This is a genomic window from Kerstersia similis (assembly GCF_965139615.1).
GTDB classification, from domain to species: Bacteria; Pseudomonadota; Gammaproteobacteria; order Burkholderiales; family Burkholderiaceae_B; genus Kerstersia; species Kerstersia similis.
This window is the reverse complement of the sequence record NZ_CBCSIQ010000001.1, coordinates 187,286-213,481: the sequence shown is the minus strand read 5'-3', so window position 1 is coordinate 213,481 and position 26,196 is coordinate 187,286. Positions and strand designations below refer to the sequence as shown.

The 26,196-nt window shown below is 61.5% G+C and carries 25 protein-coding genes and 1 pseudogene; 16 read left to right on the top strand and 10 right to left on the bottom strand.

Annotated features, from left to right (window positions below):
• Positions 1-111 precede the first annotated feature (111 nt).
• The 6 genes from ACNA1V_RS00855 (at position 112) to ACNA1V_RS00830 (ending at position 5,700) form a co-directional block, all read left to right on the top strand.
• Entirely contained in the window at positions 112-855 is a 744-nt protein-coding gene (locus ACNA1V_RS00855) for a transporter substrate-binding domain-containing protein (protein WP_415831673.1), read from the top strand.
• Positions 852-1,520, top strand: a complete 669-nt coding sequence (locus ACNA1V_RS00850; RefSeq protein ID WP_415831672.1) for an amino acid ABC transporter permease — start codon at positions 852-854, stop codon at positions 1,518-1,520. The genes ACNA1V_RS00855 and ACNA1V_RS00850 overlap by 4 nt, the downstream gene beginning before the upstream one ends.
• 47 nt (positions 1,521-1,567) lie before the next feature.
• On the top strand, positions 1,568-2,329 hold the full coding sequence (locus tag ACNA1V_RS00845) for an amino acid ABC transporter ATP-binding protein (protein WP_415831767.1): 762 nt from the start codon (positions 1,568-1,570) through the stop codon (positions 2,327-2,329).
• Entirely contained in the window at positions 2,326-3,273 is a 948-nt protein-coding gene (gene hutG / locus ACNA1V_RS00840) for a formimidoylglutamase (protein WP_415831671.1), read from the top strand. The genes ACNA1V_RS00845 and hutG overlap by 4 nt, the downstream gene beginning before the upstream one ends.
• A gap of 235 nt (positions 3,274-3,508) precedes the next feature.
• The gene (locus ACNA1V_RS00835; RefSeq protein WP_415831670.1) at positions 3,509-4,411 is read left to right on the top strand and encodes a recombination-associated protein RdgC; all 903 of its coding nucleotides are present in this window, start codon (positions 3,509-3,511) and stop codon (positions 4,409-4,411) included.
• Between the two features lie 218 nt (positions 4,412-4,629).
• Positions 4,630-5,700, top strand: coding sequence for an NAD(P)H-dependent flavin oxidoreductase (locus ACNA1V_RS00830; protein ID WP_415831669.1), 1,071 nt, complete (start codon positions 4,630-4,632; stop codon positions 5,698-5,700).
• 43 nt (positions 5,701-5,743) lie between these two features.
• Here the strand turns inward: ACNA1V_RS00830 and ACNA1V_RS00825 are convergent, their stop codons facing one another.
• A complete protein-coding gene (locus ACNA1V_RS00825; protein ID WP_415831766.1) occupies positions 5,744-6,148 on the bottom strand; it encodes a type 2 periplasmic-binding domain-containing protein in 405 nt (134 codons plus the stop codon).
• A 22-nt stretch (positions 6,149-6,170) separates the two neighbouring features.
• Between ACNA1V_RS00825 and ACNA1V_RS00820 the strand changes: the two genes are divergently transcribed.
• Positions 6,171-6,395 (top strand): type 2 periplasmic-binding domain-containing protein, encoded by a 225-nt coding sequence (locus ACNA1V_RS00820; RefSeq protein WP_415831668.1) that lies wholly within the window; start codon positions 6,171-6,173, stop codon positions 6,393-6,395.
• A 60-nt stretch (positions 6,396-6,455) separates the two neighbouring features.
• Here ACNA1V_RS00820 and ACNA1V_RS00815 read toward each other — a convergent pair whose 3' ends face one another.
• The gene (locus ACNA1V_RS00815) at positions 6,456-7,181 is read right to left on the bottom strand and encodes a siderophore-interacting protein (protein WP_415831667.1); all 726 of its coding nucleotides are present in this window, start codon (positions 7,179-7,181) and stop codon (positions 6,456-6,458) included.
• Positions 7,182-7,467: 286 nt separating this feature from the next.
• Here ACNA1V_RS00815 and ACNA1V_RS00810 point away from each other — a divergent pair.
• Positions 7,468-8,119 (top strand): annotated as a pseudogene (locus ACNA1V_RS00810) (TetR/AcrR family transcriptional regulator); the annotation flags it as partial.
• A 186-nt stretch (positions 8,120-8,305) separates the two neighbouring features.
• Here ACNA1V_RS00810 and ACNA1V_RS00805 read toward each other — a convergent pair.
• Positions 8,306-8,923 (bottom strand): LysE/ArgO family amino acid transporter, encoded by a 618-nt coding sequence (locus ACNA1V_RS00805; RefSeq protein WP_415831666.1) that lies wholly within the window; start codon positions 8,921-8,923, stop codon positions 8,306-8,308.
• 126 nt (positions 8,924-9,049) lie between these two features.
• Between ACNA1V_RS00805 and ACNA1V_RS00800 the strand changes: the two genes are divergently transcribed.
• Positions 9,050-9,940, top strand: a complete 891-nt coding sequence (locus ACNA1V_RS00800; protein ID WP_415831665.1) for a LysR family transcriptional regulator ArgP — start codon at positions 9,050-9,052, stop codon at positions 9,938-9,940.
• A gap of 93 nt (positions 9,941-10,033) precedes the next feature.
• Here the strand turns inward: ACNA1V_RS00800 and ACNA1V_RS00795 are convergent, their stop codons facing one another.
• From ACNA1V_RS00795 to ACNA1V_RS00780, 4 genes are all read right to left on the bottom strand, one after another.
• Entirely contained in the window at positions 10,034-10,693 is a 660-nt protein-coding gene (locus ACNA1V_RS00795) for a hypothetical protein (protein ID WP_415831664.1), read from the bottom strand.
• Between the two features lie 252 nt (positions 10,694-10,945).
• Positions 10,946-11,350 (bottom strand): MerR family transcriptional regulator, encoded by a 405-nt coding sequence (locus tag ACNA1V_RS00790; protein ID WP_415831663.1) that lies wholly within the window; start codon positions 11,348-11,350, stop codon positions 10,946-10,948.
• Between the two features lie 149 nt (positions 11,351-11,499).
• On the bottom strand, positions 11,500-11,706 hold the full coding sequence (locus tag ACNA1V_RS00785; protein WP_068374683.1) for a cold-shock protein: 207 nt from the start codon (positions 11,704-11,706) through the stop codon (positions 11,500-11,502).
• A gap of 290 nt (positions 11,707-11,996) precedes the next feature.
• Positions 11,997-13,079 carry an AI-2E family transporter gene (locus tag ACNA1V_RS00780; RefSeq protein ID WP_415831662.1) on the bottom strand — a complete coding sequence of 361 codons (1,083 nt, stop codon included), beginning with the start codon at positions 13,077-13,079 and terminating at the stop codon, positions 11,997-11,999.
• A 266-nt stretch (positions 13,080-13,345) separates the two neighbouring features.
• Here ACNA1V_RS00780 and ubiM point away from each other — a divergent pair, with 266 nt between their 5' ends.
• Both ubiM and ACNA1V_RS00770 read left to right on the top strand, forming a co-directional pair.
• Positions 13,346-14,521, top strand: a complete 1,176-nt coding sequence (gene ubiM, locus ACNA1V_RS00775; protein ID WP_415831661.1) for a 5-demethoxyubiquinol-8 5-hydroxylase UbiM — start codon at positions 13,346-13,348, stop codon at positions 14,519-14,521.
• A gap of 20 nt (positions 14,522-14,541) precedes the next feature.
• Positions 14,542-15,462 (top strand): NUDIX hydrolase, encoded by a 921-nt coding sequence (locus ACNA1V_RS00770; RefSeq protein ID WP_415831660.1) that lies wholly within the window; start codon positions 14,542-14,544, stop codon positions 15,460-15,462.
• 82 nt (positions 15,463-15,544) lie between these two features.
• Here ACNA1V_RS00770 and ACNA1V_RS00765 read toward each other — a convergent pair whose 3' ends face one another.
• Both ACNA1V_RS00765 and ACNA1V_RS00760 read right to left on the bottom strand, forming a co-directional pair.
• A complete protein-coding gene (locus tag ACNA1V_RS00765; RefSeq protein WP_415831659.1) occupies positions 15,545-16,753 on the bottom strand; it encodes a CynX/NimT family MFS transporter in 1,209 nt (402 codons plus the stop codon).
• A 119-nt stretch (positions 16,754-16,872) separates the two neighbouring features.
• Positions 16,873-17,238: a hypothetical protein gene (locus ACNA1V_RS00760; RefSeq protein ID WP_415831658.1), complete on the bottom strand. Its 366-nt coding sequence runs from the start codon at positions 17,236-17,238 to the stop codon at positions 16,873-16,875.
• Between the two features lie 406 nt (positions 17,239-17,644).
• On the opposite strand from ACNA1V_RS00760, the gene nrdH reads away from it, so the two are divergent.
• From nrdH to ACNA1V_RS00735, 5 genes are all read left to right on the top strand, one after another.
• Complete coding sequence (nrdH, locus tag ACNA1V_RS00755) at positions 17,645-17,866, top strand: glutaredoxin-like protein NrdH (RefSeq protein WP_415831657.1); 222 nt, start codon at positions 17,645-17,647, stop codon at positions 17,864-17,866.
• 119 nt (positions 17,867-17,985) lie between these two features.
• The gene (gene nrdI / locus ACNA1V_RS00750; RefSeq protein ID WP_415831656.1) at positions 17,986-18,390 is read left to right on the top strand and encodes a class Ib ribonucleoside-diphosphate reductase assembly flavoprotein NrdI; all 405 of its coding nucleotides are present in this window, start codon (positions 17,986-17,988) and stop codon (positions 18,388-18,390) included.
• Positions 18,372-20,522, top strand: a complete 2,151-nt coding sequence (gene nrdE, locus ACNA1V_RS00745; protein ID WP_415831655.1) for a class 1b ribonucleoside-diphosphate reductase subunit alpha — start codon at positions 18,372-18,374, stop codon at positions 20,520-20,522. Before nrdI ends, nrdE begins: the two co-directional genes overlap by 19 nt.
• Positions 20,523-20,551: 29 nt before the next feature.
• Positions 20,552-21,544 carry a class 1b ribonucleoside-diphosphate reductase subunit beta gene (nrdF, locus tag ACNA1V_RS00740; protein ID WP_415831654.1) on the top strand — a complete coding sequence of 331 codons (993 nt, stop codon included), beginning with the start codon at positions 20,552-20,554 and terminating at the stop codon, positions 21,542-21,544.
• 516 nt (positions 21,545-22,060) lie between these two features.
• Entirely contained in the window at positions 22,061-23,248 is a 1,188-nt protein-coding gene (locus ACNA1V_RS00735; RefSeq protein WP_415831653.1) for a porin, read from the top strand.
• A gap of 126 nt (positions 23,249-23,374) precedes the next feature.
• On the opposite strand, the gene aceE is transcribed toward ACNA1V_RS00735, so the two are convergent.
• Complete coding sequence (aceE, locus tag ACNA1V_RS00730) at positions 23,375-26,050, bottom strand: pyruvate dehydrogenase (acetyl-transferring), homodimeric type (protein ID WP_415831652.1); 2,676 nt, start codon at positions 26,048-26,050, stop codon at positions 23,375-23,377.
• Positions 26,051-26,196 lie beyond the last annotated feature (146 nt).

Here is a 26,196-nt window from a genome sequence, read left to right as displayed (position 1 = left end):
GCCTGCTTTCCCGACCGCCTCCTCCCATCAACCCAACCCTTGCGCAGTTCCTGTTTTCTCGCCGCTAACCACGCCGTTCCCTCCCCAGCATCCACTTTCCTAGGATTGACCATGACGACACGTCGCACATTGCTAACCGCCGCCCTGACCCTGAGCCTGGCCTGGGGCGTAAGCCCGGCACACGCGCAGGACACCATACGCGCAGTGACAGACGCCACCTTCCCCCCGATGGAATTCGTCAAGGACGGCCAGCGCACCGGTTTCGATATCGACCTGGTTGAAGCACTGGCCGGCAGGATGGGGAAAAAAGTGGAGTGGATAGACATCGACTTCAAGGGTCTGATCCCCGCACTGCAAGCCGGTCGCGCCGATATCGCCATTTCCGCCATTTACATCACGCCCGAGCGCAGCAAAGTGGTGGATTTCACCGAGCCGTACTACGCCGGCGGCCTGGCTGTGCTGACCAAAAAAGATGGGCCGGTGAATACCGTGCAAGATCTGGACGGCCGCCGGGTGTCGGTTCAGGTGGGGACCAAATCGGTCAACTACCTGAAAGAGCACCACCCCGCCGTGCGGCGCGTAGAAGTCGAGAAGAACCAGGAAATGTTCAACCTGGTGCAGATCGGCCGCGCAGACGCCGCTGTGACCGGCAAGCCCGCCGCCAAGCTGTTCGCCCAAAGTTCGCCCGACATGAAGGTGCTGGACGAACAGATCACGACGGAAGAGTACGGCATCGCAGTCAACAAGAACAACCCCGCACTCACCCGGGAACTGAACGCTGCGCTGGAACAGATCAAGGCCGACGGCAGCTACCAGGCCATCGTCAACAAGTGGTTTGAGGCACCTGCACAATGAACCTGGATTTCGCTCCCGTCTTTGCTGATTTCGATGAGCTGCTCAGTGGGGCCATGGTCACCATCGAGGTGACCGCCTGCGCCCTGCTGCTGGCCTGCCTGATTGGCCTGCTGATCGGTGTGGGCCGGCTCAACCCGAAGCGCTACATCATCTACAACCTGTGCAGCCTGTATCTGCTGCTGTTCCGTGGTACGCCTCTGCTGGTGCAGTTGTTCATCTGGTTCTTCGGCCTGCCGCACTTTGGCATCACCTTGCCGGCATTTGCCTGCGGCGTCTTGGGCCTGGCCATGTATTCGGGCGCCTATGTCTCGGAAATCGTCCGTGGCGCCATCCAGTCGGTTGACCGCGGACAAACAGAAGCGGCCCGTTCGCTCGGGATGTCCTCGGGCATGTCCATGCGCGCCATCGTGCTGCCGCAAGCCGTGGTACGCATGATTCCGCCCCTGGGCAACGAGTTCATCGCGTTGATCAAGAACTCGGCGCTGGTGTCGCTGCTGACGATTCACGACCTCATGCATGAAGGCCAGAAAATCATCAGCGTGACCTACCGTTCGCTGGAAACGTATCTGGTGGTGGCCTTGATCTATCTGGTACTCACCACTGTCACGATGTTGATTTTGCGGGCAGTCGAACAGCGCCTGCGCGCCGGAGGAATGGTGCAATGAACGCCAGCACAAAAACCGCCCCGAACGCTGCCAGCACGCAGCAAGAGATGATCCGTATCCGCAATCTGCACAAATCCTATGGTGATCATGCCGTGCTGCGCGGGATCGACTTCGATGTCCAGCCCTCGCAAGTGGTCGTGGTCATCGGCCCCAGCGGCTCCGGCAAAAGCACACTGCTGCGCTGCTGCAATGGCCTGGAAGTCGCGCAGGGCGGAACGGTCGAAATCTGTGGCCAGACGCTGCTCGACAATGGCAAGCTGCTGCCCGACAGCGCGCTGAACCACCTGCGCATGCAAGTCGGCATGGTTTTCCAGGGGTTCAATCTGTTCCCCCACCTGACGGTCCTCGAGAATGTCACGATCGGTCCGCGCAAGCTGCGCGGCATGCAACGCGAACAAGCCAACGCCCTGGCGGAAGACTTGCTGAAAAAAGTCGGTCTGAGCCAGAAAATGGCAGCCATGCCGGCCAGCCTGTCGGGCGGCCAGAAACAGCGGGTGGCCATTGCCCGGGCGCTGGCCATGCAGCCCAAAGTCATGCTGTTCGACGAGCCGACCTCGGCACTCGACCCTGAACTGGTCGGCGAAGTCCTGCAAGTCATGAAGCTGTTGGCACGCGAAGGCATGACCATGATGGTCGTGACCCATGAGATGGGGTTTGCCCGCGATGTGGCAGACGTCGTGGCGGTCATGGACGGCGGCGTCATCCTGGAATCCGGAGCGCCGGAAGTCATATTCAGCCAGCCGCGTGAGCCCCGTACCCGGGAGTTCCTCCAGGCGGTCCTGACAGCAGGACAGGGAGGGCTGGCATGAATGCCACGCTAGCAGATGCGAGCCTCTGGACCGCGCGCGACGACAGCGCGGAGCACGGTGATACTCGCAGACTGGCACATATCGTCACGCAGGACGCCGGCCAGCCGGCGCCGGGCGAGGCCGTGCTGCTGGGCTTTGCCTGCGATGCGGGCGTGGCACGCAACCAGGGCCGCATCGGGGCCGCAGCCGGCCCCGCCGCCATTCGCCGCTTCCTGGCCGGGTTGCCGGCGCATGGTTTGCAGCGGCTGCTGGATGCGGGCGACATCGGCTGCGCCGGTGATGCGCTGGAAGCGGCCCAGGAAAACCTGGGCGCCAGCCTGGCTTCTCTGATGTCCCAGGGCGCCCGCCCCGTCATTCTGGGCGGCGGTCATGAAATCGCCTGGGGCAGTTTCCAGGGACTGGCACGCTGGCTGGCCGAACATGACGATAAGGGCCCTGTCCTTGTGCTGAACCTGGACGCCCATTTCGATTTGCGCACCGGCCGCCCGGGCAGTTCAGGCACACCTTTCGACCAGATCGCCAATCATTGCCAGGCGCACGGCCTGCCCCTGCAGTACGCTTGCCTCGGTGTGTCCCGCGTATCGAATACGCCTGCGCTATATGCACGGGCCGCTGAAATCGGCGCAGTCTGGGTCGAAGACTACGACATGCAGGAACGCCACCTGCAGGCGCGTCTGGCGGATGTCGATGCCTTGCTTGCCGCGGCCCGGCATGTCTATCTGACCGTCGATCTGGATGTCCTGCCCGCAGCCGTGATGCCTGGCGTATCAGCCCCTGCCCCCTACGGCGTGCCGCTGGCCGTGATCGAAGAAATCGTGCTGCGCGTCAAAGCCAGCGGCAAGCTCAGGCTGGCAGACCTGGCGGAATACAACCCGCGTTTCGATTTGGACAATCATGGCGCCCGCACCGCCGCACGCCTGGCCTGGCATCTGCTTGCCCCTTGAGACGCAACTTTTTTCCGGCCGGCTGACACGGCGGCGCCTTCGCAAAGAGGCGCCGCCGGTTCCATTTCCGCTGCCTGCCAGACTCTCGTCCGGACGATCGCCCCCCGAGCCGGTGCGCAACGGGACACCAGCGGCGCTCCATCGGAAACTGACACAAGCTGTAGCCAAGGATGGCACATTGCAGCCCCCCTCCCCGCCGGGCCTGTATTAGAATGCCCACTTTTGCGAGCGCGCCATGTGGTTCAAGAACCTGAAACTCTATCGTCTGAATCCCAGCTGGAATCCCAGTGTGGACGAGCTGGACGAACAGCTGGCCGCCCTGGCTTTCACCCCCGGCAACAGCTCGCAAGCGCAGACATTGGGCTGGACACCGGTACGCGAAAATGGCCGGTTTGCCCACGCCATCGGCGACCAGATCCTGATTTCGCTGCGCACGGAAAAGAAGCTGCTGCCCAGCACCGTCATCAATCAGGTTGCCAAGGAACGCGCTGCCGATTTCGAAGCCCAGCAAGGCTACAAACCGGGCCGCAAGCAAATGAAGGAACTGAAGGAGCGCATTTATGATGAACTGCTGCCGCGCGCCTTCAGCATCAGCCGCGACACCCTGATCTGGATCGACCGCAAGAACCGCTGGCTGGCCATAGACGCCGCCGCGTCCGCCAAGGCTGACGAAGCCCTGGGCCTGCTGGCCAAGACCCTCAGCCCCTTTCCCGCCGAACCGCTGTATGTCGAGCAATCCCCTGGCGCGGCGATGACCAGCTGGTTGGCCGATGATGAAGCGCCCGCTGGCTTCACCATCGACCAGGACACCGAGTTGCGCGCCGCCGGCGACGGCAAGGCTGCCGTGCGCTACGTCAAGCATGCTCCCGAGCCTGAAGAGCTGCGCCGCCATATCGCCAGCGGCAAACAATGCACACGCCTGGCCCTGACCTGGGAAGACCGTGTTTCCTTCGTTTTGTCCGATGCCTTGGACATCAAGCGCATCGCACCGCTGGATGTTCTGGCCGAAAACAGCGAAGCCGCAGGCCTGGCGGAAGATGAGCGCTTTGACGCGGATATGGCCCTGATGACAGGTGAACTGGCCAAGCTGGTGGCCGCGCTGGTGGACGCGCTGGGCGGCGAGAAAAAATCCAGCTAACTCTCGGTTTCGGTTTCGGCATCCGCCCTGGCTGGCGGATGCCTGCTTCTTCTCAATACCGCCGCGCGCGCCCGAAGTCTTCGTCCGCCCGGCGACCCCTCGTCATTTTCCCGTCCTGTCCATTTGTCTCCCGGCAACTTTGGGGCGATACTTGAAGCCAGCAGCTTCGCCTGCCGCCTTTTCCCCTAAGAGCCGACTTCAAACCTGGACACCCAGACATGGATCTCGCCGCTGCATTCTGCCAACGACTGGCCATCGCTCATCCCATTATTCAGGCACCCATGGCGGGTGTAGCGACGCCTGCGCTGGCGGCTGCGGTCTCCAATGCCGGGGGCCTGGGCTCCCTGGGCATAGGCGCCAGCACGACGGAACAGGCGCGGCAAATGATACGCGCCACGGCCGCCCTCACGCCGCATCCGTTCAACGTCAACGTCTTCAGCCACGCGCCCGCTCGCCGGGACGCGGCACGCGAAGCAGCCTGGCTGAACCATCTGGCGCCACTGTTCGCCCGTTTTGGCGGCCAGCCGCCCAGCCAGCTTCAGGAAATCTATTTCAGTTTTCTGGGTGATGATGGCATTCTGGACATGCTGCTGGAAGAGCGCCCGGCCGTTGTCAGTTTCCACTTCGGCCTGCCCGGACCGGTGCAGGTTCAAGCGCTGCACGATGCCGGCATCTACCTCATGGCCAGCGCCACCAGCCTTGAAGAAGCCCGCCGCATCGAGGCGGCCGGCCTGGATGCTGTTGTCGTGCAAGGAATAGAAGCCGGTGGGCACAGAGGCATCTTCAACCCCGAAGGCCCGGACGAAGCACTCGGCACCCTGGCGCTGCTGCAACGCCTGAGCGGGCAAGTCCCGCTGCCGCTGATTGCCGCAGGCGGTTTGATGACGGGCCGCGACATTTACGCTGCCTTGCAGGCCGGCGCCTCTGCCGCCCAGTTGGGCACGGCCTTCATCCTCTGTCCGGAATCATCAGCCAATGAGGCCTATCGCGAGAAATTGCGCCACCCGGACGGCCACGAAACCCGCCTGACACCCGTGCTCTCAGGCCGGCCGGCACGCGGCCTCGTCAACCCCTTGATCCGCCACGGCGAAGCGCCCGGCAGCCCGCGCCCCGCCGACTATCCGCTGGCCTACGATGCCACCAAACAGCTCAGCGCCCTGGCCACTGCCCAAGGCGACTCCGGCTACGCTGCCCAATGGGCCGGGCAGGCCTTCGCACAGGCCCGCGAACTGCCCGCCGGAGACTTGGTGCGCGTCCTGGCCGATGAGTTGGCATCTGCCATTTCCTGAGACCCAAAGTCAGCCTGCCCGCTCCCTCAGCAAGCTGACTCACTTAGGGTGTTGCCGGTAGCACGACATCCTCCTCCGTACGAGAAGCAGCCTGTTGCGCCACAATCTTTCGCAGCCCCTGCAACAAGGCGTCGCCATCAATGCCGCGTCGCTCCACCGCCTTGACCCAGTTCCCGGCAACACCTTCCGCTGCCTCTTCTATCTCAGCATAATCCGCTGGTGCGATCGTCACGACGGAATCTGCCGGCATCGCTGCCATACCGGCAGCCATGTCTGCATCCCAGACCTCGCTAAACCGCTGATTCAGTGCCGGGCCACTATGCCTTTCGATGATTTGCTGCAAGTCCGGCGGCAAGCTCTCGAACTTCTTTTTATTCATCAAGACTGCCAGTACCGTGGTGCTGAACGCCCCGGCACCGGACGGAGGGTTGCTATGATGCTCAGTCACCTCATCCACCTTGATTTCGCGGATGCTGGCTCGCGGGCTGGGATATAGCCTGCTGGTGCAACGGCCTTGGATAGAACATAGCTATGAAGGCCTACCATTGATTACCCGTCCCATCCTGCCAGATATCCACCGCGAAACCGTCGTGATGGTCTGGCCCGAGCATATCCAGTGCAACCCGCGCCTGCAGGCGCTGATAGATTTCGCCCGCCGTACGGTCAAACTCAGCCAGGCCTGGCCAGTCTCATGACTGGCACCTGGCACTTTCCTAAAACAATCCAGTCGCTACCTGCAAATCAGCGCTTACCGCTCAGCGATCCCGGTGATCCGCTTCCCCCGCCTTCCAGTAGCCGCTGGCGCTGACACGGTGTACCGGCATTTCACGCTCTTGCAGGTAGTGCTTGCGCAAGGCCTTCACCATGGCCGATTCCCCTGCTACCCAGATATAGCCAGGCCCCGCCGGGAACGGCCGGAACATGAGGCTTTGGCGCAGCACGCTGCCGGCATCGCCCTGCGCCTGCAACCAGGCGATGCGCATGCTGGCCAACGTGTCTATGCGCTGGCGGTCGGCCTGGGTGGCGATTTCCGCATACACCTTGACCTTGACCCACGCCGGCAAGGTTTCCGCAATGACCTGGATCGCCGGCAAGGCTGTCGCGTCTCCCGCCAGCAGTACCCAGCGTGCATCGTCTGGCAGTTCAAAGCGCCCGCTGCGCGGGCCGGCGATCAGCAGCCGTTCGCCCACCTGGGCGCCAGCCGCCCAGGCAGAGGCCGGACCTTCATCGCCATGCATGACAAAGTCCAGGTCCAGGGTCGCGGCACGACGGTTGATGCCTCGGATGGTATAGGCCCGCCCCTCTCCCGAAGGCAAAAAGACTTTGAGCCAGGCAGCCGGCGCCTCCACTCCTTCTGCCTCCAGGAAGGCAGGCATTTCATTACCGCCCAAGGTGATGCGCCGCATATGCGGCGTCACTTCCGTTACTGCGATGACTTCGGCAGCGGCACGCACCATGCCGGATTTGCTCTGTTCAGTCATGATGACCTCCGCCGCCCCGGCGCAGCCGGGCGTTCAGTGCGGCACGCCGCCCCATCGCGCCCAGGCCGTTGCCAGGCATGAAATTGGATGCTCGTGACATATGTTCTCCAAAATACAGATATTCGTCAGTCGAGTGCGCCGGCCCGAGCCCGCGCCTCCGTCCCACGGAAAGAGGCCTGAGCCGCGTTTATCAAGCCGGCCGCGCCGGTCACAGCGCCTGTTTCCGTGATGTCACGTCATAATATGAGTAATTACTCGCATTTAATACTCGCTTTGGCCATCGCTCATGCAAGCGCTCCAACAGCCCCGAAAAACGCCGCGGCAGGCGCGTTCACGCGCCTTGGTCGAAGCCATTCTCGAAGCAACTGCTCGCGTTTTGTCAGAACGCGGCTATGCCGGCACCAGCACCAATCTCGTTGCCGAACGCGCAGGAGTCAGCATCGGCTCGGTGTATCAATACTTTCCCAACAAGGATTCACTGATCACTGCCTTGCATGAACGCCATGCGGCGCAATTGCATGCCGTCATGACGGCAGCGCTGGATCTCCCTCAGCCCGCCACGCTGCGGGAGCGGCTCACGGCTATCGTCAGCGCCTGGCTGGCAGCGCACCGGGTCGAACCGGAACTGCATCGCGTCCTGGAAAAAGAATTCCCGTTCTATGATGTTCCGCCCGAGGAAAGCCCGGCTGACCAGGCCATCTTCAAGCAATTCCGCCAGATACTGGAACGCCATCGAGAGGAAATCCAGCCCCCGGACCTGGATCTGGCGACCTGGGTGTTGCTGCAAACCATGGAGGCCCTGATCCATGCCGCCGTGCTCTCCCCCTGGCCGCAATTCCCGGAAGACGCCGTGCAACAGGCCATTGTGGATACGCTGTGCGGCTATCTGTACATGGGCGGCCCAGGCCCTGATGCCGCCCCCCGCGCCACGATGTCATNCCCGCCTCCGGTTTCCCCCCAATGACCTTCTGTTGTTCGGCTTTCATCGCCTCATCCCAGGATGGATGCATCGCCCGCCAGGACAGCGCCATTGACTAGCGGGAACGCACCAACGAGACAGTGACGCCAGGAAAAGATTGCGGCTATGCCACGTTCATGCGTACGGTGGGCCAGCTGCGCCTGGATCAATGCAAGGGCCGCACCAGCAGCAGCGCACACAGCACCAGCATGAAGACTGCCACCAGCGCATCCAACACCCGCCAAGCCGCCGGACGCCTGAACACCGGCAGCAGCAAGCGCGCGCCATAGCCCAGGCTCAGGAACCAGGTCACGCTGGCCAGGCAGGCCCCGGCAGCAAAGGCCCAGCGCGCCATGCCGCCGTACTGGGTCGATAGGCTGCCCAGCAAGACCATCGTATCCAGATAGACATGCGGGTTGAGGAATGTGAAGGCCAGGCAGGCCAGCACCACCCGGCGCCGACTGGCCAGCCCGGCTCCGGCCTGTGTCATGGCGGCCTGCCCGCGCCAGGCACGCCAGGCCGCCATCCCTCCATAAACCGCCAGAAAGGCGGCGCCCCCGAAGCGCAGCGCTTGCAACAAGCCCGGCCAGGCGCTGACCAGCACTTCGATGCCGGCCACTCCGCAGATGATGAACAGCATGTCGCTCAGCGCACACAAGCCTATCACCAGCCCGACATGCCGCCGTGCCAGGCTCTGTCGCAAGACGAACGCGTTCTGCGCACCGATGGCAATGATCAGCCCGGCGCCGGAAAAAAAACCTGTGGTTGCAGCAGCAAAGTACATAAGGGTGAAGCCAGCATGGCGAGATGGAAAGTGCCTATGCTGGCGGACAGCCTGAATTAAGACTAACTATTTTTTCTGTACCATATGAAGAATTTCTTAATACAAGATTGATCCCGGAAACCGCTTGTGGACTTGATACACCCCCAACTCGCCGCATTTGCTGCCGTACTGGAAGAAGGCAGCTTCGAGGCGGCCGCACGGCGCCTGGCCGTCACGCCATCGGCCATTTCCCAGCGCATCAAGGCGCTGGAAGACAGGCTGGGCCAGGTGCTGATCGTCCGCCAGGCGCCCTGCCGGCCCACACCGGCCGGGGAACGCCTGTTGCGGCGCGTGCGCCCCATGCAGGCGCTGCAGGCCGAGGCGCTCGCCGACTTCCTGCCCGCAGACCAGGCGGGCAGCACTCACCCCATCGTCATCGCCGTCAATGACGATTCCTTGGAAACCTGGTTCGTGGCTGCCCTTGCCTTGCTGCACCAGCGCCATGGCCATGTTTTCGATATCCGTGTCGATGACCAGGACCATACGCTCAACCTGTTGCGCGACGGCTCGGTGCTGGGTGCCGTCACCGCTGACCCGCAGCCTTTGCAGGGCTGCAGTGTCCAGCCACTGGGCACAATGCGCTACCGCGCCATTGCCGCCCCCGGGTTGCGCGAACGCTACTTCGGGGCCGGCCTGAATGCGGCGGCTTTCGCGGCTGCCCCCATGATCGTTTTCAACCGCAAGGACGCGCTGCAATGGCGCTTCGTGCGCCGGATCACCCGCGCCCGCCTGACGCCACCCATCCATTACATTCCCACCTCCAAGGGTTTCGTGGAGGCCGCCGCACGCGGCATGGGCTGGTGCCTGGCACCCGAATCACTGATCGCGCCCGGCCTGCAGGATGGCACGCTCAGCCTGCTGGACGCGAACCGCTGGCTGGATGTGCCGTTGTATTGGCAACATGCCGCCATCCGCTCAGTCACTTTGCAGCAGATCACGCAGGCGCTGCGCGAGGCCTCGGCGAGCGCACTGCGATAGGCGCATCCGCTGTCAAGGTGGCGTACCCGGCCCGTAGCATGAGCGAGTCATGGCAAACCCGCTCGCCCGATCCACCGCGCACGGATGCCCCGTTCAGCCGCGCTGCTTTCCCAGCCAACTGTCATGCAGCCATTTTTCAGTCTGGCGATGGCCGGGAAAGCTTATCCAGACGATATCGCGCTCAAACACCATCGGCTTTTCATCGCTGCCAACAATCACCCAAAACCAGCGCCCGTCCGCCAGGTTGCGCGCTTTCACCTTCATGCCAGTTAAGGTCACGGTTGTACTACGGCCGTCTTGCCACACGCGGATCGGCTCATCATGCGGGTCTATCCAGCTGATCTGCATACGCGGCAACAAATCCGGGGCAAGCTCATGCAGGAATTCGCGCGCAACTTGTTCGCTGCGCTCACGCGACGGCAAGGGCTTGCCGGCCAGGTCCAGGGAGATATTGGCGAACCCCTTCAGCGTGCCGTCCGCTGCCATTACGGCGCTGAAGTGCTCGCCCGCCAATCCAGCATTGCGACCATCGCGACGCTCATGCCGGAACAGCGTCGCGCTGTCTCCGTCCACCCGCACCGTCCGCTGCAGCACTTGTACATGCGTATCAGGCACAAAGCGCGCAACTGGCCCCAAGGGGTCGGGTGAAACCGGATGGTTAACAGGGGAAGACATTGAAGAGGATGGGACTGTCACGGCAAGAGGCTCCGGTTTGGAAGGCGTGGATTGGGCAAACGCTGCGTGGCCGGTCATGGACACGAATACGGCAAACAGCGCGGGCGTACGAAATTTCGGCATCTGTGGCTCTCCTTGCTAGAAACGCCGGGGAACAAACGGAACCGGGTTCAGCCATTGCAGTTGAAACGCCTGGGCTGCAGCCAGGCTGGCTCCCGGGGAAAACGGGAAAAAACATTTGCCGTGTTCTTTCCCCATGAAACAAATAAACCTGACGTCAAGTGTAGATTTGAGGCAAAAAAAGGACGGCAACACGCCGTCCGTCCCGGCTCAGGCTTGCTGCCGCGCCTCGTCTAGCAGGGCTTTCATGCGCGCAATATTGGCCATCAGGTCACGCTCGAAGGCCTGCATTTCCAGCAGCTTGCCACGGGTGGCCTGCAACTGGGCTTCCAGTATTTTCAGCACCTGCTCCTTGCCCTTGATTCCGCCAGGATGATCAAAGTACAGGTCTATGACCTGACCGATTTCCTCCAGGCTCAAACCCAGGTTTTTCAATGCTGCTATCTTCTCAAGACGCAGCACGGCCTGCTCGTCGTAATAGCGGTAGCCCGCACCTTCGCGCTCTGCGGGGCGCAAGAGACCGATACGTTCGTAGTAATGAATCGTGCGATGGCTGACGCCCGCCCGCTGGGCAAGCTCACCGATCTGCAGCAAAGCAGGAGAATGCGACATCATAAACCTTACGTTAGGTGTAGATTTATTCTAGAGGCCGCGTCCATCTCATGTCAAGCCGGATACCCCATAAAAAAAACCGCAGCCAGAGGCTGCGGTTTTCTCTGCGCCATCCCCCAGTGATGGGTGACAGCGCTACGAACTTGCCGGAATTAGGCCAGCAGTTCGATGTTCTTGGCGTTCGGGCCCTTGGGGCCTTCGCCGATTTCATAGCTCACGCGCTGGTTTTCTTCCAGCGACTTGAAACCGTTGATACGGATTTCGGAGTAGTGAGCGAAGAGATCCTTGCCGCCTTCATCGGGAACGATGAAGCCGAAGCCCTTTTCAGGGTTGAACCATTTAACGGTACCGGTTGCCATAACTGAAAACTTCCTTGAATAAACGGGCGAAACGCCCGGGATTGCCAGAAACGATCAAGGAAGGGACGTCGAACACAACCTAGATACCAACACTGGGCGACTGGTGTACTGAAACCCGCGTCGCTTGACCATCTGCGTCTCCACTATGACTGGAATTTCAGCCGCAGTCAATCGGAAAATCGGAAATTTTTTAAATTGTATTTCCGAGGGCATCCGGAATCGCTGCGGAAAAGCCGCCGTGCGAACCGTAATACCCTCAAAAAGCGCATCAATCCTGGTCTTTTCAAGCTTTAACGAAGATGGGCATTACGGCCATGACGATCGGATGGTGCGGTCGGAATATCCACAAAAAGATTCCAGACAGCAATAAACAAAGCAGCAATCAGCGGCCCCATCACAAACCCATTCAGGCCGAACAGCGTCAATCCGCCCAAGGTGGAAATCAGCACCAGATAGTCAGGCATACGCAAGTCCTTACCTACCAGCAGCGGACGCAGCACATTGTCCATCAGACCGATCACCAGGACGCCATACAGCAGCAGGAAGACGCCTTGCCAGGTGGCGCCGGTGACCAGGAAATAAATGGCGACCGGGCCCCAGATCAGGCTGGCGCCGACGGCCGGCAGCAAGGACAGGAACGCCATGACCACGCCCCAGAGCAAGGCGCCCTGAATCCCCAGGAACCAGAAGCTCAGCCCGCCCAGCAGCCCCTGGGCCGCAGCCACGGCAATGTTGCCCTTGACGGTCGCACGCACGACGGTGGTGAAGTTGCGGGCAAGGTTTTGCTTGTGCATGTCGCTCAGCGGCACCGCACGGCGAATGCGCTGCGACAGCCAAGTGCCATCGCGCAGCAGGAAGAACAGCAGGTACATCATGATGCCTGCGCCCACCACGAATTGCAGCGTGTTCTGCCCCAGACTGACTGCATGGGACGCCACATACTGGCTGATCTGCATGATGGTAGATGCCACTTTCCCCTGCCCGCCGGTTTCCTCTCCTGTCAGCCGCACCACATATTCCTGCAGGGAAGGCGGCAAAGCGTTGATGATCTGGTGGAAGTACAGCGAAAAATTAAGCTGCCCGGAACTGATGCGCTCGTAGAGCGCAATGATTTCCTTGACCAGCGCCCCGGTAATGAACGCCACGGGCAGGATCACGCATAGCAGAGCCGCGCATAAGGTCACAAATGCCGCAAGGTTCTTTCGGCCACGCATGAGGCGCAACATGTACTGATTCAAGGGCATGAACAGCACCGCCAGCACCGTACCCCAGAAGATCGCCGTGAAGAACGGCAGCATGAGCCAGAGAAAAGCCAGCGAAACCACCGCCAGCAACAGGACGAAGACCCGATAGTGCAAATGTGCAGAGCGCATAGTCGCCACTGTAAAAAATATAAGGAAGAACGCCGCTAAGGGAAAACCTGGGCGCGGCTGGTGAATACTAAGCGAAAACCCGTTTATCCGGGCATATTTGTGCAACAGACTGCAGTCGGGCTCACGGCGTCCTGGACGCGCATTGAGTATGATGCAGGGCGCGGCCTTCAGCCCGGCTTGTGCTGGATCAAGCGCGCCTGCCCCTGGCATGGCGCCGCCTGCCAACAGGCTCTAAACTGCCGCCTATCGTCTTTCTGGAGTACCACATGACCCACGCTGCGGAAAAGGATGTCGTCATCGTCGGCGCCGGCCCCGCCGGCCTGTGCCTGGCACGCGCCCTGTCGGCGGGCGGCCTGTCCGTCACCCTTGTTGAACAGCAGCCAGCCGCCAGCCTGGCCGATCCCGGCTTTGACGGCCGCGAGATCGCCCTGTCGCACGAGTCGCGCCAATTGCTCGAAGAATTGGGCGTCTGGCCTCTGATTCCCGACGCCGAGATCTCCTTGCTGCGCGACGCCCATGTGTTCAATGGCAGTTCGCACCATCCGATGGCCATTACTGCGCAGGCCGGTGGCAGCGAACAGCTGGGTTGGCTGGTGCCCAATCACTGTATCCGGCGTGCCGCCTGGCAGGCGCTGGCCGGCCGGCCCGGCATCGAAGTGCTTGACGGCGCCAGCGCGGTCGGCGTGGAACCGGGCCCGGACAGCACGCTGGTGCGCCTGGCGGATGGCCGCCAACTGCGCACCCGGCTGCTGGTCGCCGCCGATAGCCGCTTTTCCTCGATGCGGCGCGCCATGGGCATAGGCGCCTATATGCATGATTTCGGCAAATCCATGATGGTAGGCCGGCTGGAACATGAAGCCGACCACGGCCATGTCGCCTGGGAATGGTTCGGTTACGGACAGACCCTGGCGCTGCTGCCGCTCAACGGCCGCCAGGCCTCTGCCGTGCTGACCTTGCCGCACCACCAGATCCAGGCCCTGCAAGCGCTGGACGACGCGGCCTTCGCCGAGGAAATGGGCAAACGCTTCGACCACCGCCTCGGACAAATGAAAACAGCAGGCACCCGCCATGTCTATCCGCTGGTCGGCGTCTATGCTTATCGTTTTGCCGGACCGCGCTTTGCGCTGGTTGGCGATGCTGCCGTCGGCATGCACCCGGTGACCGCCCATGGTTTCAACCTGGGCCTGCGCAGCGTCGCCAGCCTGTCGCGCCAGGTGCTGACCGCCGCTCGCCGCAATGCCGACATCGGTGACAGCAGCTGGCTCAAGCGCTATGAACGCGCCCACCGGCTGCACACCCTGCCGCTGTTTCTCTCTACCAATCTGGTGGTTGCCATGTTCACCAATGACACGCCACCAGGACGCCTGCTGCGCGAGGCCACCTTGCGCCTGGCCAGTTCGGCCAGCCCGTTCAAGCGCTTCGTCGCATCGCGACTGACCTGACACGGACGCCTCTCATCGCCATGCAGACTCTGGCTTCCGATACCCTGTCTGTCGAACTGGTAGCCGTCCTGGCCGCCGCCGACAGCCAGGCCCCCTCCGTTCTGACCACCCAAGGCGGGCTGACCTTCCCGGCCGGCCCCTTCGTGATGGCGCACCGTTCGCTGCAAGCCGGCTTGCGTGGCTGGGTAGAAGCCCAGACCCACCATCCGCTGGGCTATCTCGAACAGCTCTACACCTTTGCCGATCGCGGCCGCCATGCGGACGCGCCGGACATGCGTACCATCTCCATCAGCTATCTCGGCCTGACTCTGGCTGGCGATGCGCCGGCGGATCTGGATGCCAGCTGGCGCAGCTGGTACGAATATTTCCCCTGGGAAGACCGGCGTGACGATAGCAATGCCGCCCTGTTTGCGGATATCGCCACCCGCCTGCAAGCCTGGGCCCAGGCCCAGCCGCGCGGCCTGCGCGAACGCCAGTGGCAACGCTGCTGTGCCTTGTTCGGCCTGGAAAACGATATCTGGGACGAAGAACGGACGCTGCCGCGCTACGAATTGCTCTACGAGGCCGGCCTGGTGCCGGAATCGCCCACTGCCGGCAGCCCCTTGCTGCCAGGGCGCAGCATGCTATACGACCATCGCCGCATTCTCGCCACCGCCATGACGCGCCTGCGCGCCAAACTCAAGTATCGACCAGTCATTTACGAGCTGATGCCCGCCAGCTTCAGCCTGCTGCAACTGCAACAAGCCGTCGAGGCCTTGGCAGGCCGACGCCTGCACAAACAGAATTTCCGACGCCTGATCGCGCAGCAGGATCTGGTCGAAGAAACCGGCGCCTCCACGCAGACGGGCGGACGTCCGGCCAAGCTCTACCGTTTTCGCCGCGGCGTGCAGATGGAACGCGCCCTGGCTACGGGCGGACGGCTGCCGCTGATGAAATCCTGAGGCAGCGCTGCAGCAACCCTGAAACCACAATGGGCGCAGCGGCATCCGCGCGCCCATTGCGTTCCTGTCGGGTATCCCGCTGTCAGGCGCGCACGACGCGCCCCTGGCCTGCCCCCCAACCGGTCACGGCCACGCCAATGGCCAAACCGCCGAAGAGCCACCCCGAGCTGGCATAGCTGCCCGTCCATTCCAGCAGCAATCCGACCATCAACGGCCCCAGCGCCGCCAGGATATAGCCACCGCCCTGCGCCATGCCCGACAAGCGTGCGGCCACGGCAGAATCGGCGGCGCGCAGCACAATGAATGTCATGGCCAAGGCGATCAGCCCTCCCTGGCCCAGCCCTTGCACCACCATCCACAACCAGGCCAGCGACAAGGGCAAATACAGCAGGCCCAGCAGCGCGCCGCCCGCACACAAGGCCAGAACACTGGCAATCCAGCGTTGATCCCGGCAACGCACTACAAAATGCGGCACCAGCAAACAGGCCACCATCTGCACCACGATAGATACCGACACCATGACGCCCGCCATGCCCGCGTCCATACCGCGACTGCGCAAGATAGGCGCCAACCACCCAAACACGCAATAGGCCAGCGCCGATTGCAAACCCATCAAACCCGTCAACTGCCAGGACAAAGGATCACGCCACACGGCTGCCGGACGCTGCGGCGCGCGCGGCGGCGCCCGATGCGCGGGCAGGCGCCGCAGATGGATGCCCCAGCATACCGCCACCAGCGCGGCCGGCAAGGCCCAGGCCGCCAAGGCCAGGTTCCACTCGGACGCACGCGCCAGCGGCACGGTCAGTACGGCCGCACATGCCGCGCCCGCGCACAGAAAAGTCGTGTACAAGCCCGTCATCAATGCCATGTGCTGGGGAAAATCGCGCTTGACCAGGCCAGGCAGCAGCACATTGCCGATGGCAATGGCCGTTCCAGCCAGTGCAGAAGCCAACAGCAGCACGCCGGGCGATTCGACGAAACGCAGCGCGGAGCCGACTGTCAGCAACAATAGCGCCCAATACATGGTGCGCTCCACCCCGAAGCGGTTCGCCAGGATGGGAGCCGACGGCGCGAACACGCCCAGGCAGATGACCGGCAAGGTCGTGAGATAACTGGCCTGCGCGGCTGACATATCCAGCGCATCCATGATTTCCGGCAGCAATGCCGCCAGACTGGGAAATACCGGCCGCAAATTACTGGCAATCAAGATCACCAGCACCGCATACCAAAAGCGCTGACCAACGGCTGGAGCGCTGCGCGGCGCTGCCGTCTGTTGTTCTGTCTCCGTCATTCCTGCTCCATTGCATGCTGCCTCAGGGCAGTCTTGAATTGGTTCAGATAGAAAAACAGACGCCGCGCCACGCCTGCGGTAAAACGCCCTCCCCCTGGGCGTCAACTGCATTCAGGATTTCAGCTGTCTTCGCCCGCATGGATCCGGCGCTGCTGCGCACGGCGCACCGCGACATAGAACACCATGAACCACAGAACCGGCACCGCGACGCCGCCCAGCGGCACATAAGCCAGCGCCGCCATGCGGAACCAGTCCGGCAGATTCAATTGGGATTGGCACACATTTTGTCCGCCACCAAAGGACAGACAACTATCCGAGAACACTACCAGCGCCAGCCCCCAGAGCGCCGTGCCTGCCAGGCACAAGCCCCACCACAGCCGCACCCGGGCATCCGTGCCACGCAACTGGCGCAAAAAAGCCGGCAAGCTCATACACAGCAAAGGCAGCACAGTCAGGATCAGAAACAGCAGGAAGGTGTAAAACATGGCACCGCTTCGCATCAGAAAAATGCCGGCATCACTCTGTGCCGGCTCGCTGCCGAGAGAATACGCCATTCAGCAGGCTTTGAACACCATCCGCCACGCCACGGTTCCGGCGCCGGAACGGGCGTCGGTTCCCTGGTGAAGGGGGATGGCCTTGTGCTTCGTAACAATATCGCGACACATGGGCAGCCGGCTCGACAGCCAGTCCTGGCGCGGTTCGCGCGCCATTTCCGGCGCAAATACAACCACTACATTTATGGTATTTAAAAAATAGAAACACTATATCTAGTAGTATTTTGCTATTCTCCTTTCCAGACCCTCACACGCATCCCGCCCCGCCGCCGCCTACGTCCCTGTTCTTTTTCGCGTAAGCGGGAGGTTTGCCCCACCATTCCAAGGAATAGCAATCATGATCGTTACTGTTTACAGCAAGCCGGCTTGCGTCCAATGCGTCGCCACATACCGTGCGCTGGATAAACAGGGCATTTCCTATCAGGTCATAGACCTGACGGAAGATGCCGAAGCACTGCAGACGGTGCGCGATCTGGGCTACCAGCAGGCCCCCGTCGTCGTGGCCGGCACGGATCATTGGTCGGGTTTCCGCCCCGACAAAATCAGCACCCTGGCCTGACGCGCAGGCCGCGCGTCCAGGCCAGGCCGGCACCAAAGCCTGGCAGGCAAAACATGCCCAGCAGGCACAAAACCGGCCAGCCAGCACATCCGTCACCCACAGGAACAGGATTCCCGACCATGGGCCAGATCGTCTATTTCTCAACCAGTTCCGGCAATACCCGGCGTTTTGTCGAGAAACTGGGCTTACCGGCCCACCGAATCCCCCTATCCTCGCGTGATGCTTTTCTGCTGGCCCCCGAGCCCTACATCCTGATTGTTCCCACCTACGGCGGCGGCCACCCGGTCGGCGCCGTTCCCAAGGCCGTCATCCAGTTCCTGAACCACGAAGGCAATCGCGAGCGCCTGCGCGGCGTGATCGCCGCCGGCAATACCAATTTCGGCACGGCCTATTGCCTGGCCGGCACCATCATCGCGCAGAAGTGCAAGGTGCCGCTGCTTTACCGCTTCGAAATGCTGGGAACAGAAGAAGACGTCATCAAAGTCCGCCACGGAGTGCAAGCATTTTGGAAACGACAACACTGATACCGAAAGCCGCCACCAATACTGAGCTGGATTACCACGCACTCAATGCCATGCTCAATCTGTTCGATGAGCAGGGGCAGATCCAGTTCGACAAAGACCGCATGGCAGCGCGGCAGTATTTCCTGCAACACGTGAACCAGAACACGGTGTTCTTCCACAACCTGCAGGAAAAGCTCGATTACCTGGTGGAAAAGGAATACTACGAGGCCGATGTGCTGCGCCAGTATTCGCCGGATTTCATCCATCAGCTGTTCACCGACGCCTACGCGCGCAAGTTCCGCTTCCCCACCTTCCTGGGTGCCTTCAAGTATTACACCAGCTATACGCTCAAGACCTTCGACGGCAAACGCTACCTGGAACGCTATGAAGACCGCGTCTGCATGGTCGCGCTCGCATTGGCCCAGGGCAACGAAGGCCTGGCACTGGCGCTGGTCGATGAAATCATCAGCGGCCGCTTCCAGCCTGCGACGCCTACCTTCCTGAACGCCGGCAAGAAGCAGCGCGGCGAACTGGTGTCGTGCTTCCTGCTGCGCATTGAAGACAATATGGAGTCCATCGGCCGCGCCATCAATTCGGCGCTGCAACTCTCCAAGCGCGGCGGCGGCGTGGCCTTCCTGCTGAGCAACATCAGAGAAGCCGGCGCCCCCATCAAGCAGATCGAAAACCAGTCCTCCGGCATCATTCCCATCATGAAGCTGTTGGAAGACGCCTTCTCGTACGCCAACCAGCTGGGTTCACGCCAGGGCGCTGGCGCGGTGTACCTGAATGCCCACCACCCCGACATCCTGCGTTTCCTGGACACCAAGCGCGAGAACGCCGACGAGAAAATCCGCATCAAGACACTGTCGCTGGGGGTGGTGGTTCCCGATGTCACCTTCCAACTGGCGCGCGACAACGAGGACATGTACCTGTTCTCGCCGTATGACGTGGAACGCGTCTATGGCAAGCCCTTCGGCGATATCAGCGTTACGGAAAAATACCGTGAGATGGTGGACGACCCGCGCATCCGCAAGAGCAAGATCAATGCGAGAGAATTCTTCCTGACCTTGGCCGAGATCCAGTTCGAATCGGGCTATCCGTACCTGATGTTTGAGGATACGGTCAACCGCGCCAACCCCATCAAGGGGCGGATCAACATGAGCAATCTGTGCTCGGAGATCCTGCAGGTCAATGCGCCGGCCAGCTACGACCCAGACCTCTCCTACACGGACCTGGGCAAGGACATTTCCTGCAATCTCGGCTCGCTGAACATCGCCAAGACCATGGATTCTCCCGATTTCGGCCGTACCGTGGAAGTGGCCGTGCGCGGCCTGACGGCCGTCTCCGACATGAGCGATATCCGTTCGGTGCCCTCCATTGCCCATGGCAATGCCCAATCGCACGCCATCGGCCTGGGGCAGATGAACTTGCACGGCTATCTGGCCCGCGAACGCATTTTCTATGGTTCGGAAGAAGGCGTGGACTTCACCAATATGTACTTCTACACGGTGACCTACCACGCTCTACACGCCTCCAACCTGCTGGCCTATGAACGCGGCCAGCGCTTTGCCGGCTTCGAGGAATCCAAATACGCCAGCGGCGAATACTTCGACAAATATACGGAACAAGCCTGGCAGCCTGCCACCCCGCGCGTGGCCGAGCTGTTCCGGCAGGCCGGCATTGCCATTCCCACCCAGGAAGACTGGCGCGCACTGAAGGCCGCCGTACGTGAACACGGGCTCTACAACCAGAACCTGCAGGCCGTGCCGCCTACCGGGTCGATTTCATACATCAACCATTCGACCTCCAGTATTCACCCCATCGTGGCCAAGATCGAAATCCGCAAGGAAGGCAAGATCGGACGCGTCTATTACCCCGCCCCTTACATGAACAACGACAACCTGGCCTATTACCAGGATGCCTATGAAATCGGGCCGGAGAAAATCATAGACACCTATGCCGCCGCGACCCAGCACGTGGACCAGGGGCTGTCACTCACGCTGTTTTTCCGCGACAGCGCCACGACGCGCGATATCAACCGGGCGCAGATCTACGCCTGGCGCAAGGGCATCAAAACCATCTATTACATCCGGCTGCGCCAGATGGCGCTGGAAGGCACCGCCGTCGAAGGCTGCGTGTCCTGCACGCTATGAGCCGCCACCTCAGAACCACGGAAACTGCCATGAGCACCAACCCGCCCAGCCCGCTGGCCGCCAAGCGGCTCAAGCGCGTCGATGCCATCAACTGGAACCGCATCGAAGATGACAAGGACCTCGAAGTCTGGAACCGCCTGACCGGCAATTTCTGGCTACCCGAGAAAGTCCCCCTGTCCAATGACATTCCCGCCTGGGCCACGCTGACGCCGCTGGAGCAGCAGACCACCATCCGGGTATTCACCGGACTGACGCTGCTCGACACCATCCAGAACACAGTTGGCGCCCCCGCGCTGATCCATGATGCGCTGACGCCACACGAAGAAGCGGTGTACACCAACATCAGCTTCATGGAAGCCGTGCATGCGCGTTCCTACAGCTCCATCTTCTCGACGCTGTGCCTGACGCCGGATGTGGATGACGCCTACCGCTGGAGCGAGGAAAACGAAGCCCTGCAACGCAAGGCCAGCCTGATCCTGGAACGCTACCGTGCCGACGACCCGCTGATGCGCAAGGTGGCCAGCGTTTTCCTCGAATCCTTTTTGTTCTACTCCGGCTTCTACCTGCCGATGTACTGGTCCAGCCGTGGCAAGCTGACCAATACCGCCGACCTGATCCGGCTCATCATCCGCGACGAAGCCGTGCATGGCTACTACATCGGCTACAAGTTCCAGCGCAACCTGGAGCAGGTCTCCGAGGCGCGCCGGCTGGAGGTTAAGGATTATGCCTTCGAACTGCTGCACGAGCTGTACGACAACGAAGTGCGCTATACCGAAGAGCTATACGACGGCGTCGGCTGGACCGAAGACGTCAAGAAGTTCCTGCATTACAACGCCAACAAGGCCTTGATGAACCTGGGCTATGAATCCCTGTTCCCGGCAGCCGTCACCAACGTCAACCCGGCCATCCTGGCCTCTCTATCCCCTGGCGCCGACGAGAACCACGATTTCTTTTCCGGTTCCGGCTCTTCCTATGTCATAGGCAAGGCCGTCAACACGGAAGACGAGGACTGGGCCTTCTAGGCTGCTGCCGCCCCTCCCTCCCAAAACCCTGCTCCGGCAGGGTTTTTTTTCGCCCTGGCGATCATGCCAGGCACCAGCCGTCGCACCCTTCATTGCCGCACCCGCACAACACGCGGCTGCCAGGCCATACCGCACAGGCAGCACTGGCTCGGCCGCCCCTGGCCGCAAGCTTTGCGCCCCGCTTTTCGCATAAAAATATTGCAACGCAGCAATTAATTAATAACAACAACTAATTAACATATGGAAAGAAATATTTCAAGGGCAAAGCAAAATCGCATGAAAATTGCGTGAAATTTAAAATATCCGTTTAAAACGTGCTGATTTACCGTTGAAACGCCAAAAATTATCGCAAATCGTGCGCAAATTATGTGTTACAAAACAATTTCAAAGTCGCCATACAGAAAAACACTGATGCCGTTTTCCTGTATTGGCTGACGAGATTTATTTATCAAAAATAACAAATAAGACCGAACAAAAGACAGTTTTCACCAACCACCAACAACATCAAGGAAGTTCATGAAGACCAAGCACTATTTCGCCGCCGCCTGCGTTCTCTCATGTTTGACCACAACCGTCCAGGCTCAGGAAGTCACTCTTTACGGCATGATTGATACCGGTATCGAGTGGACCAACAAGGTTCCTCAAGGCCCGGTGGGTAGCGATGCTGGCACCTCCAGCCTGACGCGCTTTCCGATTGCCACCGGCGGCATTGCCCCCTCACGCTGGGGCATGAAGGGTTCGGAAGATCTGGGCGATGGCTATCGCGCCTTCTTCCAGCTCGAAAGCGGTTTCTCGCCCGGCGACGGCAACAGCGCCCAGGCCGGCCGCCTGTTCGGACGCACGGCCATTCTGGGTATCAGCAGCCCTTACGGCACCATCCAGCTGGGCCGTCAATACACGCCCACCACGCTCTACCTGATGTCGCCTGCGGACGTCATGGGCCCCAGCGTGCACGGCCTGGGCAACTTTGACCCCTACATTCCCAATGCGCGTGCCGACAACGCCATCGGCTACACCAACAAGATCGACAACTTCACCTTCGGCGGCACCTACAGCTTTGGCCGCGACAATGCCACGGGCGGCCCCTCCGGCACCACCTGCGGCGGCTCGGCCACCAACCACAACGGTTCCTGCAAGGAAAAAGGCGTCTATGTGAAGTACAACGCCGCCAACTATGGCTTTGGCGCCGCGTTCGACCGCGTTACCGGCGGCCCCAATGAATCCTTCTGGGGTTTGGGCAGCCTGCACGCGCACGATGACCGCTTCGGCCTCAACGGCTACTACACCTTCACAAGCGACCTCACGCTGAGCGGCGGCTGGATGCAACGCCGCCACAAACCGGATACCAACGCCACCCCGGGTGAAATCAAGTTCACGACCAACACCTTCTTTGTCGGCCTGTCCTATCCCATTGGACGCTTTGTCATCAATACCCAGCTGGTGCGGATGATCAGCAACTCCGACTCGGAAGCAGAAATGGCAGTCAGCCGCCGCCGCGGCAACGGCGAAGCGACCGCCCTCTACCTGCGCGGCATCTATAACTTCTCCAAGCGCACCTCGGGCTACATCACCACCGGCCACATGCGCAACCAGAAGAACAGCGCTGTCAGCGTCACGCCCGGCATCGGTGTGGCCGCCTGGGGCGGCGCTGCCGTCGGCAGCAACCAGACCGGCGTCATGATCGGCCTGAACCACCGCTTCTGATCCCGCGCCGGCACCGGCTTTCCCCCGCCCCGGTGCCGACAGGAGGTACGGCGCCGCAGCATGGCCTGCTGCGGCGCCGTTTTTTTGGCCAGGTATCTTGCCCCCTTGCCCCGGAACGGAATCGGCCTAGACCCTGGCGGGATCCACCTTGCCGCTATCTATCCCGTAGCGCTGTATCGCCTCCGTCACCCGTCTGCGCTCGATTCGGCCCTCATCAGCCAAGGCCGTCAAGGCTGCCAGCACAATGAAGTGTCGATCGACCTCGAAGAACGCGCGCAGCGATTCCCGCGTATCGGAACGGCCGAAACCATCCGTGCCCAGGGAAATCACGCGGCGGTCCCGGATATACGGACGAATCTGGTCCGCAACGATCTTCATGTAATCGGTCGCCACCACCAGCGGCCCGGCATGCGCCTGCAGGCATTGCGTCACATAAGGCATCCTGGGCGCTGCCTCGGGGTGCAGCATGTTCCATCGTTCGGCCGACATGCCCTCGCGGCGCAGTTCCGTCAGGCTGGTCGCGCTCCAGATATCGCTGGCAATACCGAAATCCCTGGCCAGCAGTTCACCGGCTGCGATCACCTCACGCAAAATCGCGCCACTGCCCATCAGTTGCACCTGCACCGGCCCGGCACTCTCCACGCCGGGCCCTGGCGGCAAGCGATACATCCCCTTGAGGATGCCTTCTTCCGCGCCGGCAGGCAGGCCGGGGTTCGGATAGTTTTCGTTCAGCAGCGTGATGTAGTAGTAAATGTCTTCCTGCGCCACGTACATGCGCCGCAAGCCGTCATGGATGATCACCGCGAGTTCATAAGCGTAGGCCGGATCGTAGGAAATGCAGTTCGGGATGACGGAAGACAGCACATGGCTGTGGCCGTCGTCGTGTTGCAGCCCTTCGCCCATCAGCGTCGTTCGCCCGGAAGTCGCTCCCAGCAGGAAGCCCCGGGTACGCGCATCCCCGGCGGCCCATGCCAGGTCTCCCACCCGCTGCAGGCCGAACATCGAATAGAAGATATAGAAGGGAATCGCAGGCAGGCCATGATTGCTGTAGGCGGTTCCGGCCGCGATCCAGGAGGCGATCGCCCCGGACTCATTGATGCCTTCCTGCAGGATCTGGCCGTCCCGTGCCTCCTTGTAGTAGCTCAGCTGGCCCGCATCCTGGGGCGTGTACAGCTGCCCTTGATAGGAATGGATGCCGATCTGGCGAAACAGGCCTTCCATGCCGAATGTCCGCGATTCGTCCGGTACGATGGGGATGACCAACCGGCCCAGTTCGGGATCCTTCAGCAGGGTGGTCAGGATGCGCACGAAAGACATCGTGGTGGAAACGCCACGCTCGCCGCTGTCTTTCAACTGCGTGGCGAAGGCGCTCAGGGGCGGAATGGCCAGCGGCGCCAATGCTGCTGAACGTGCCGGCACATAGCCGCCCAGCTCGGCCCGGCGCCGCGAGAAATAGCGTGCTTCCTCGCTGTCCGGCGGCAATTGCAGATACGGCATGTCTTCCAGCTGGTCATCCGGCACCGGCAGGCCGAAGCGGTCCCGGAAGGCACGCACCGCATCCTGGCTCATCTTCTTCAACTGGTGGTTGATGTTCTGGCCTTCACCGGCTTCGCCCATGCCATAGCCCTTGACGGTCTTGACCAGCACCACGGTCGGCTGCCCTGTGGTGCGCACGGCCTGCGCATAGGCGGCATAGACCTTTTCCGGGTCATGGCCGCCTCGGGCCAGCCCCCAGATGTCGTCGTCGCTCAGGTGCGCGACCAGTTCGAGCAGCTCCGGATACTTGCCGAAAAAGTGCTCGCGCACATAGGCGCCGCTCTGCGACTTGAAGGTCTGGTACTCGCCATCCACGCATTCCATCATGCGGCGGCGCAACAGGCCGCTCGTGTCGCGTGCCAGCAGATCATCCCAGCCGCTGCCCCAGATGACCTTGATCACGTTCCAGCCCGCCGCCCGGAAAGTGCCTTCAAGCTCCTGGATGATTTTGCTGTTGCCGCGCACCGGTCCGTCCAGGCGCTGCAGATTGCAATTGACGACAAAAATCAGGTTGTCGAGGCGCTCGCGCCCGCCCAGTGCGATGGCTGCCAGCGACTCGGGCTGATCCATTTCGCCATCGCCCAGGAACGCCCAGACCTTGCGTCCCTCATGCGCCAGCAAGCCGCGATATTCCAGATAACGCATGAACCTCGCCTGGTAGGCTGCCGTCAACGGCCCCAGTCCCATGGATACCGTCGGAAATTGCCAGAACTCCGGCATCAGGCGCGGGTGCGGATAGGAAGACAGGCCATCACGGCCCGCCTCGCGGCGGAAATTGTCCAGCTGGGCTTCGCTGATGCGCCCTTCCAGATAGGCCCGGGCATAGATGCCTGGCGCCGAGTGACCCTGGATATAGACCATGTCGCCACCGAAGCTGTCGGTACGGCCACGAAAGAAATGATTGAACCCAACGTCGTACAGCACGGCTGCCGATTGATAGGTAGCGATATGGCCGCCGACATTGGAATGCTTGCCCGCCCGCAGGACAGTCACCATGGCATTCCAGCGGATATAGGCGTTCAGGCGCTGCTCGATGGCCAGATCACCGGGATAGGCAGGCTGGCGGGCCCGGCCAATGGTGTTGACATAGGGCGTTGTCACCCGGCCATGCAAATCGCCATGCCGTTCGGCGTCGAAATCACTCAGTTGGTCGAGCAGATAGTGCGCCCGCGGCCGCCCTTCGGCCGCCACCACGGCCTCCAGCGCCTCGAGCCACTCTCGTGTCTCTTGGGGATCAACGTCGGAAAATGCGCTTGACTGCATCATGGCAGGCCTCCAAGTGGTTGTGGCGTTGTCTAAACACGCGTCGCAAGCCCCAGGGGTGCTGCGCGGCCCCTGGCCGCCTGGCTGCCCCGGCATACGATTGCAAATGCAATAATAGCATTTGCAATTATATTGAGAAGACAGGGCTG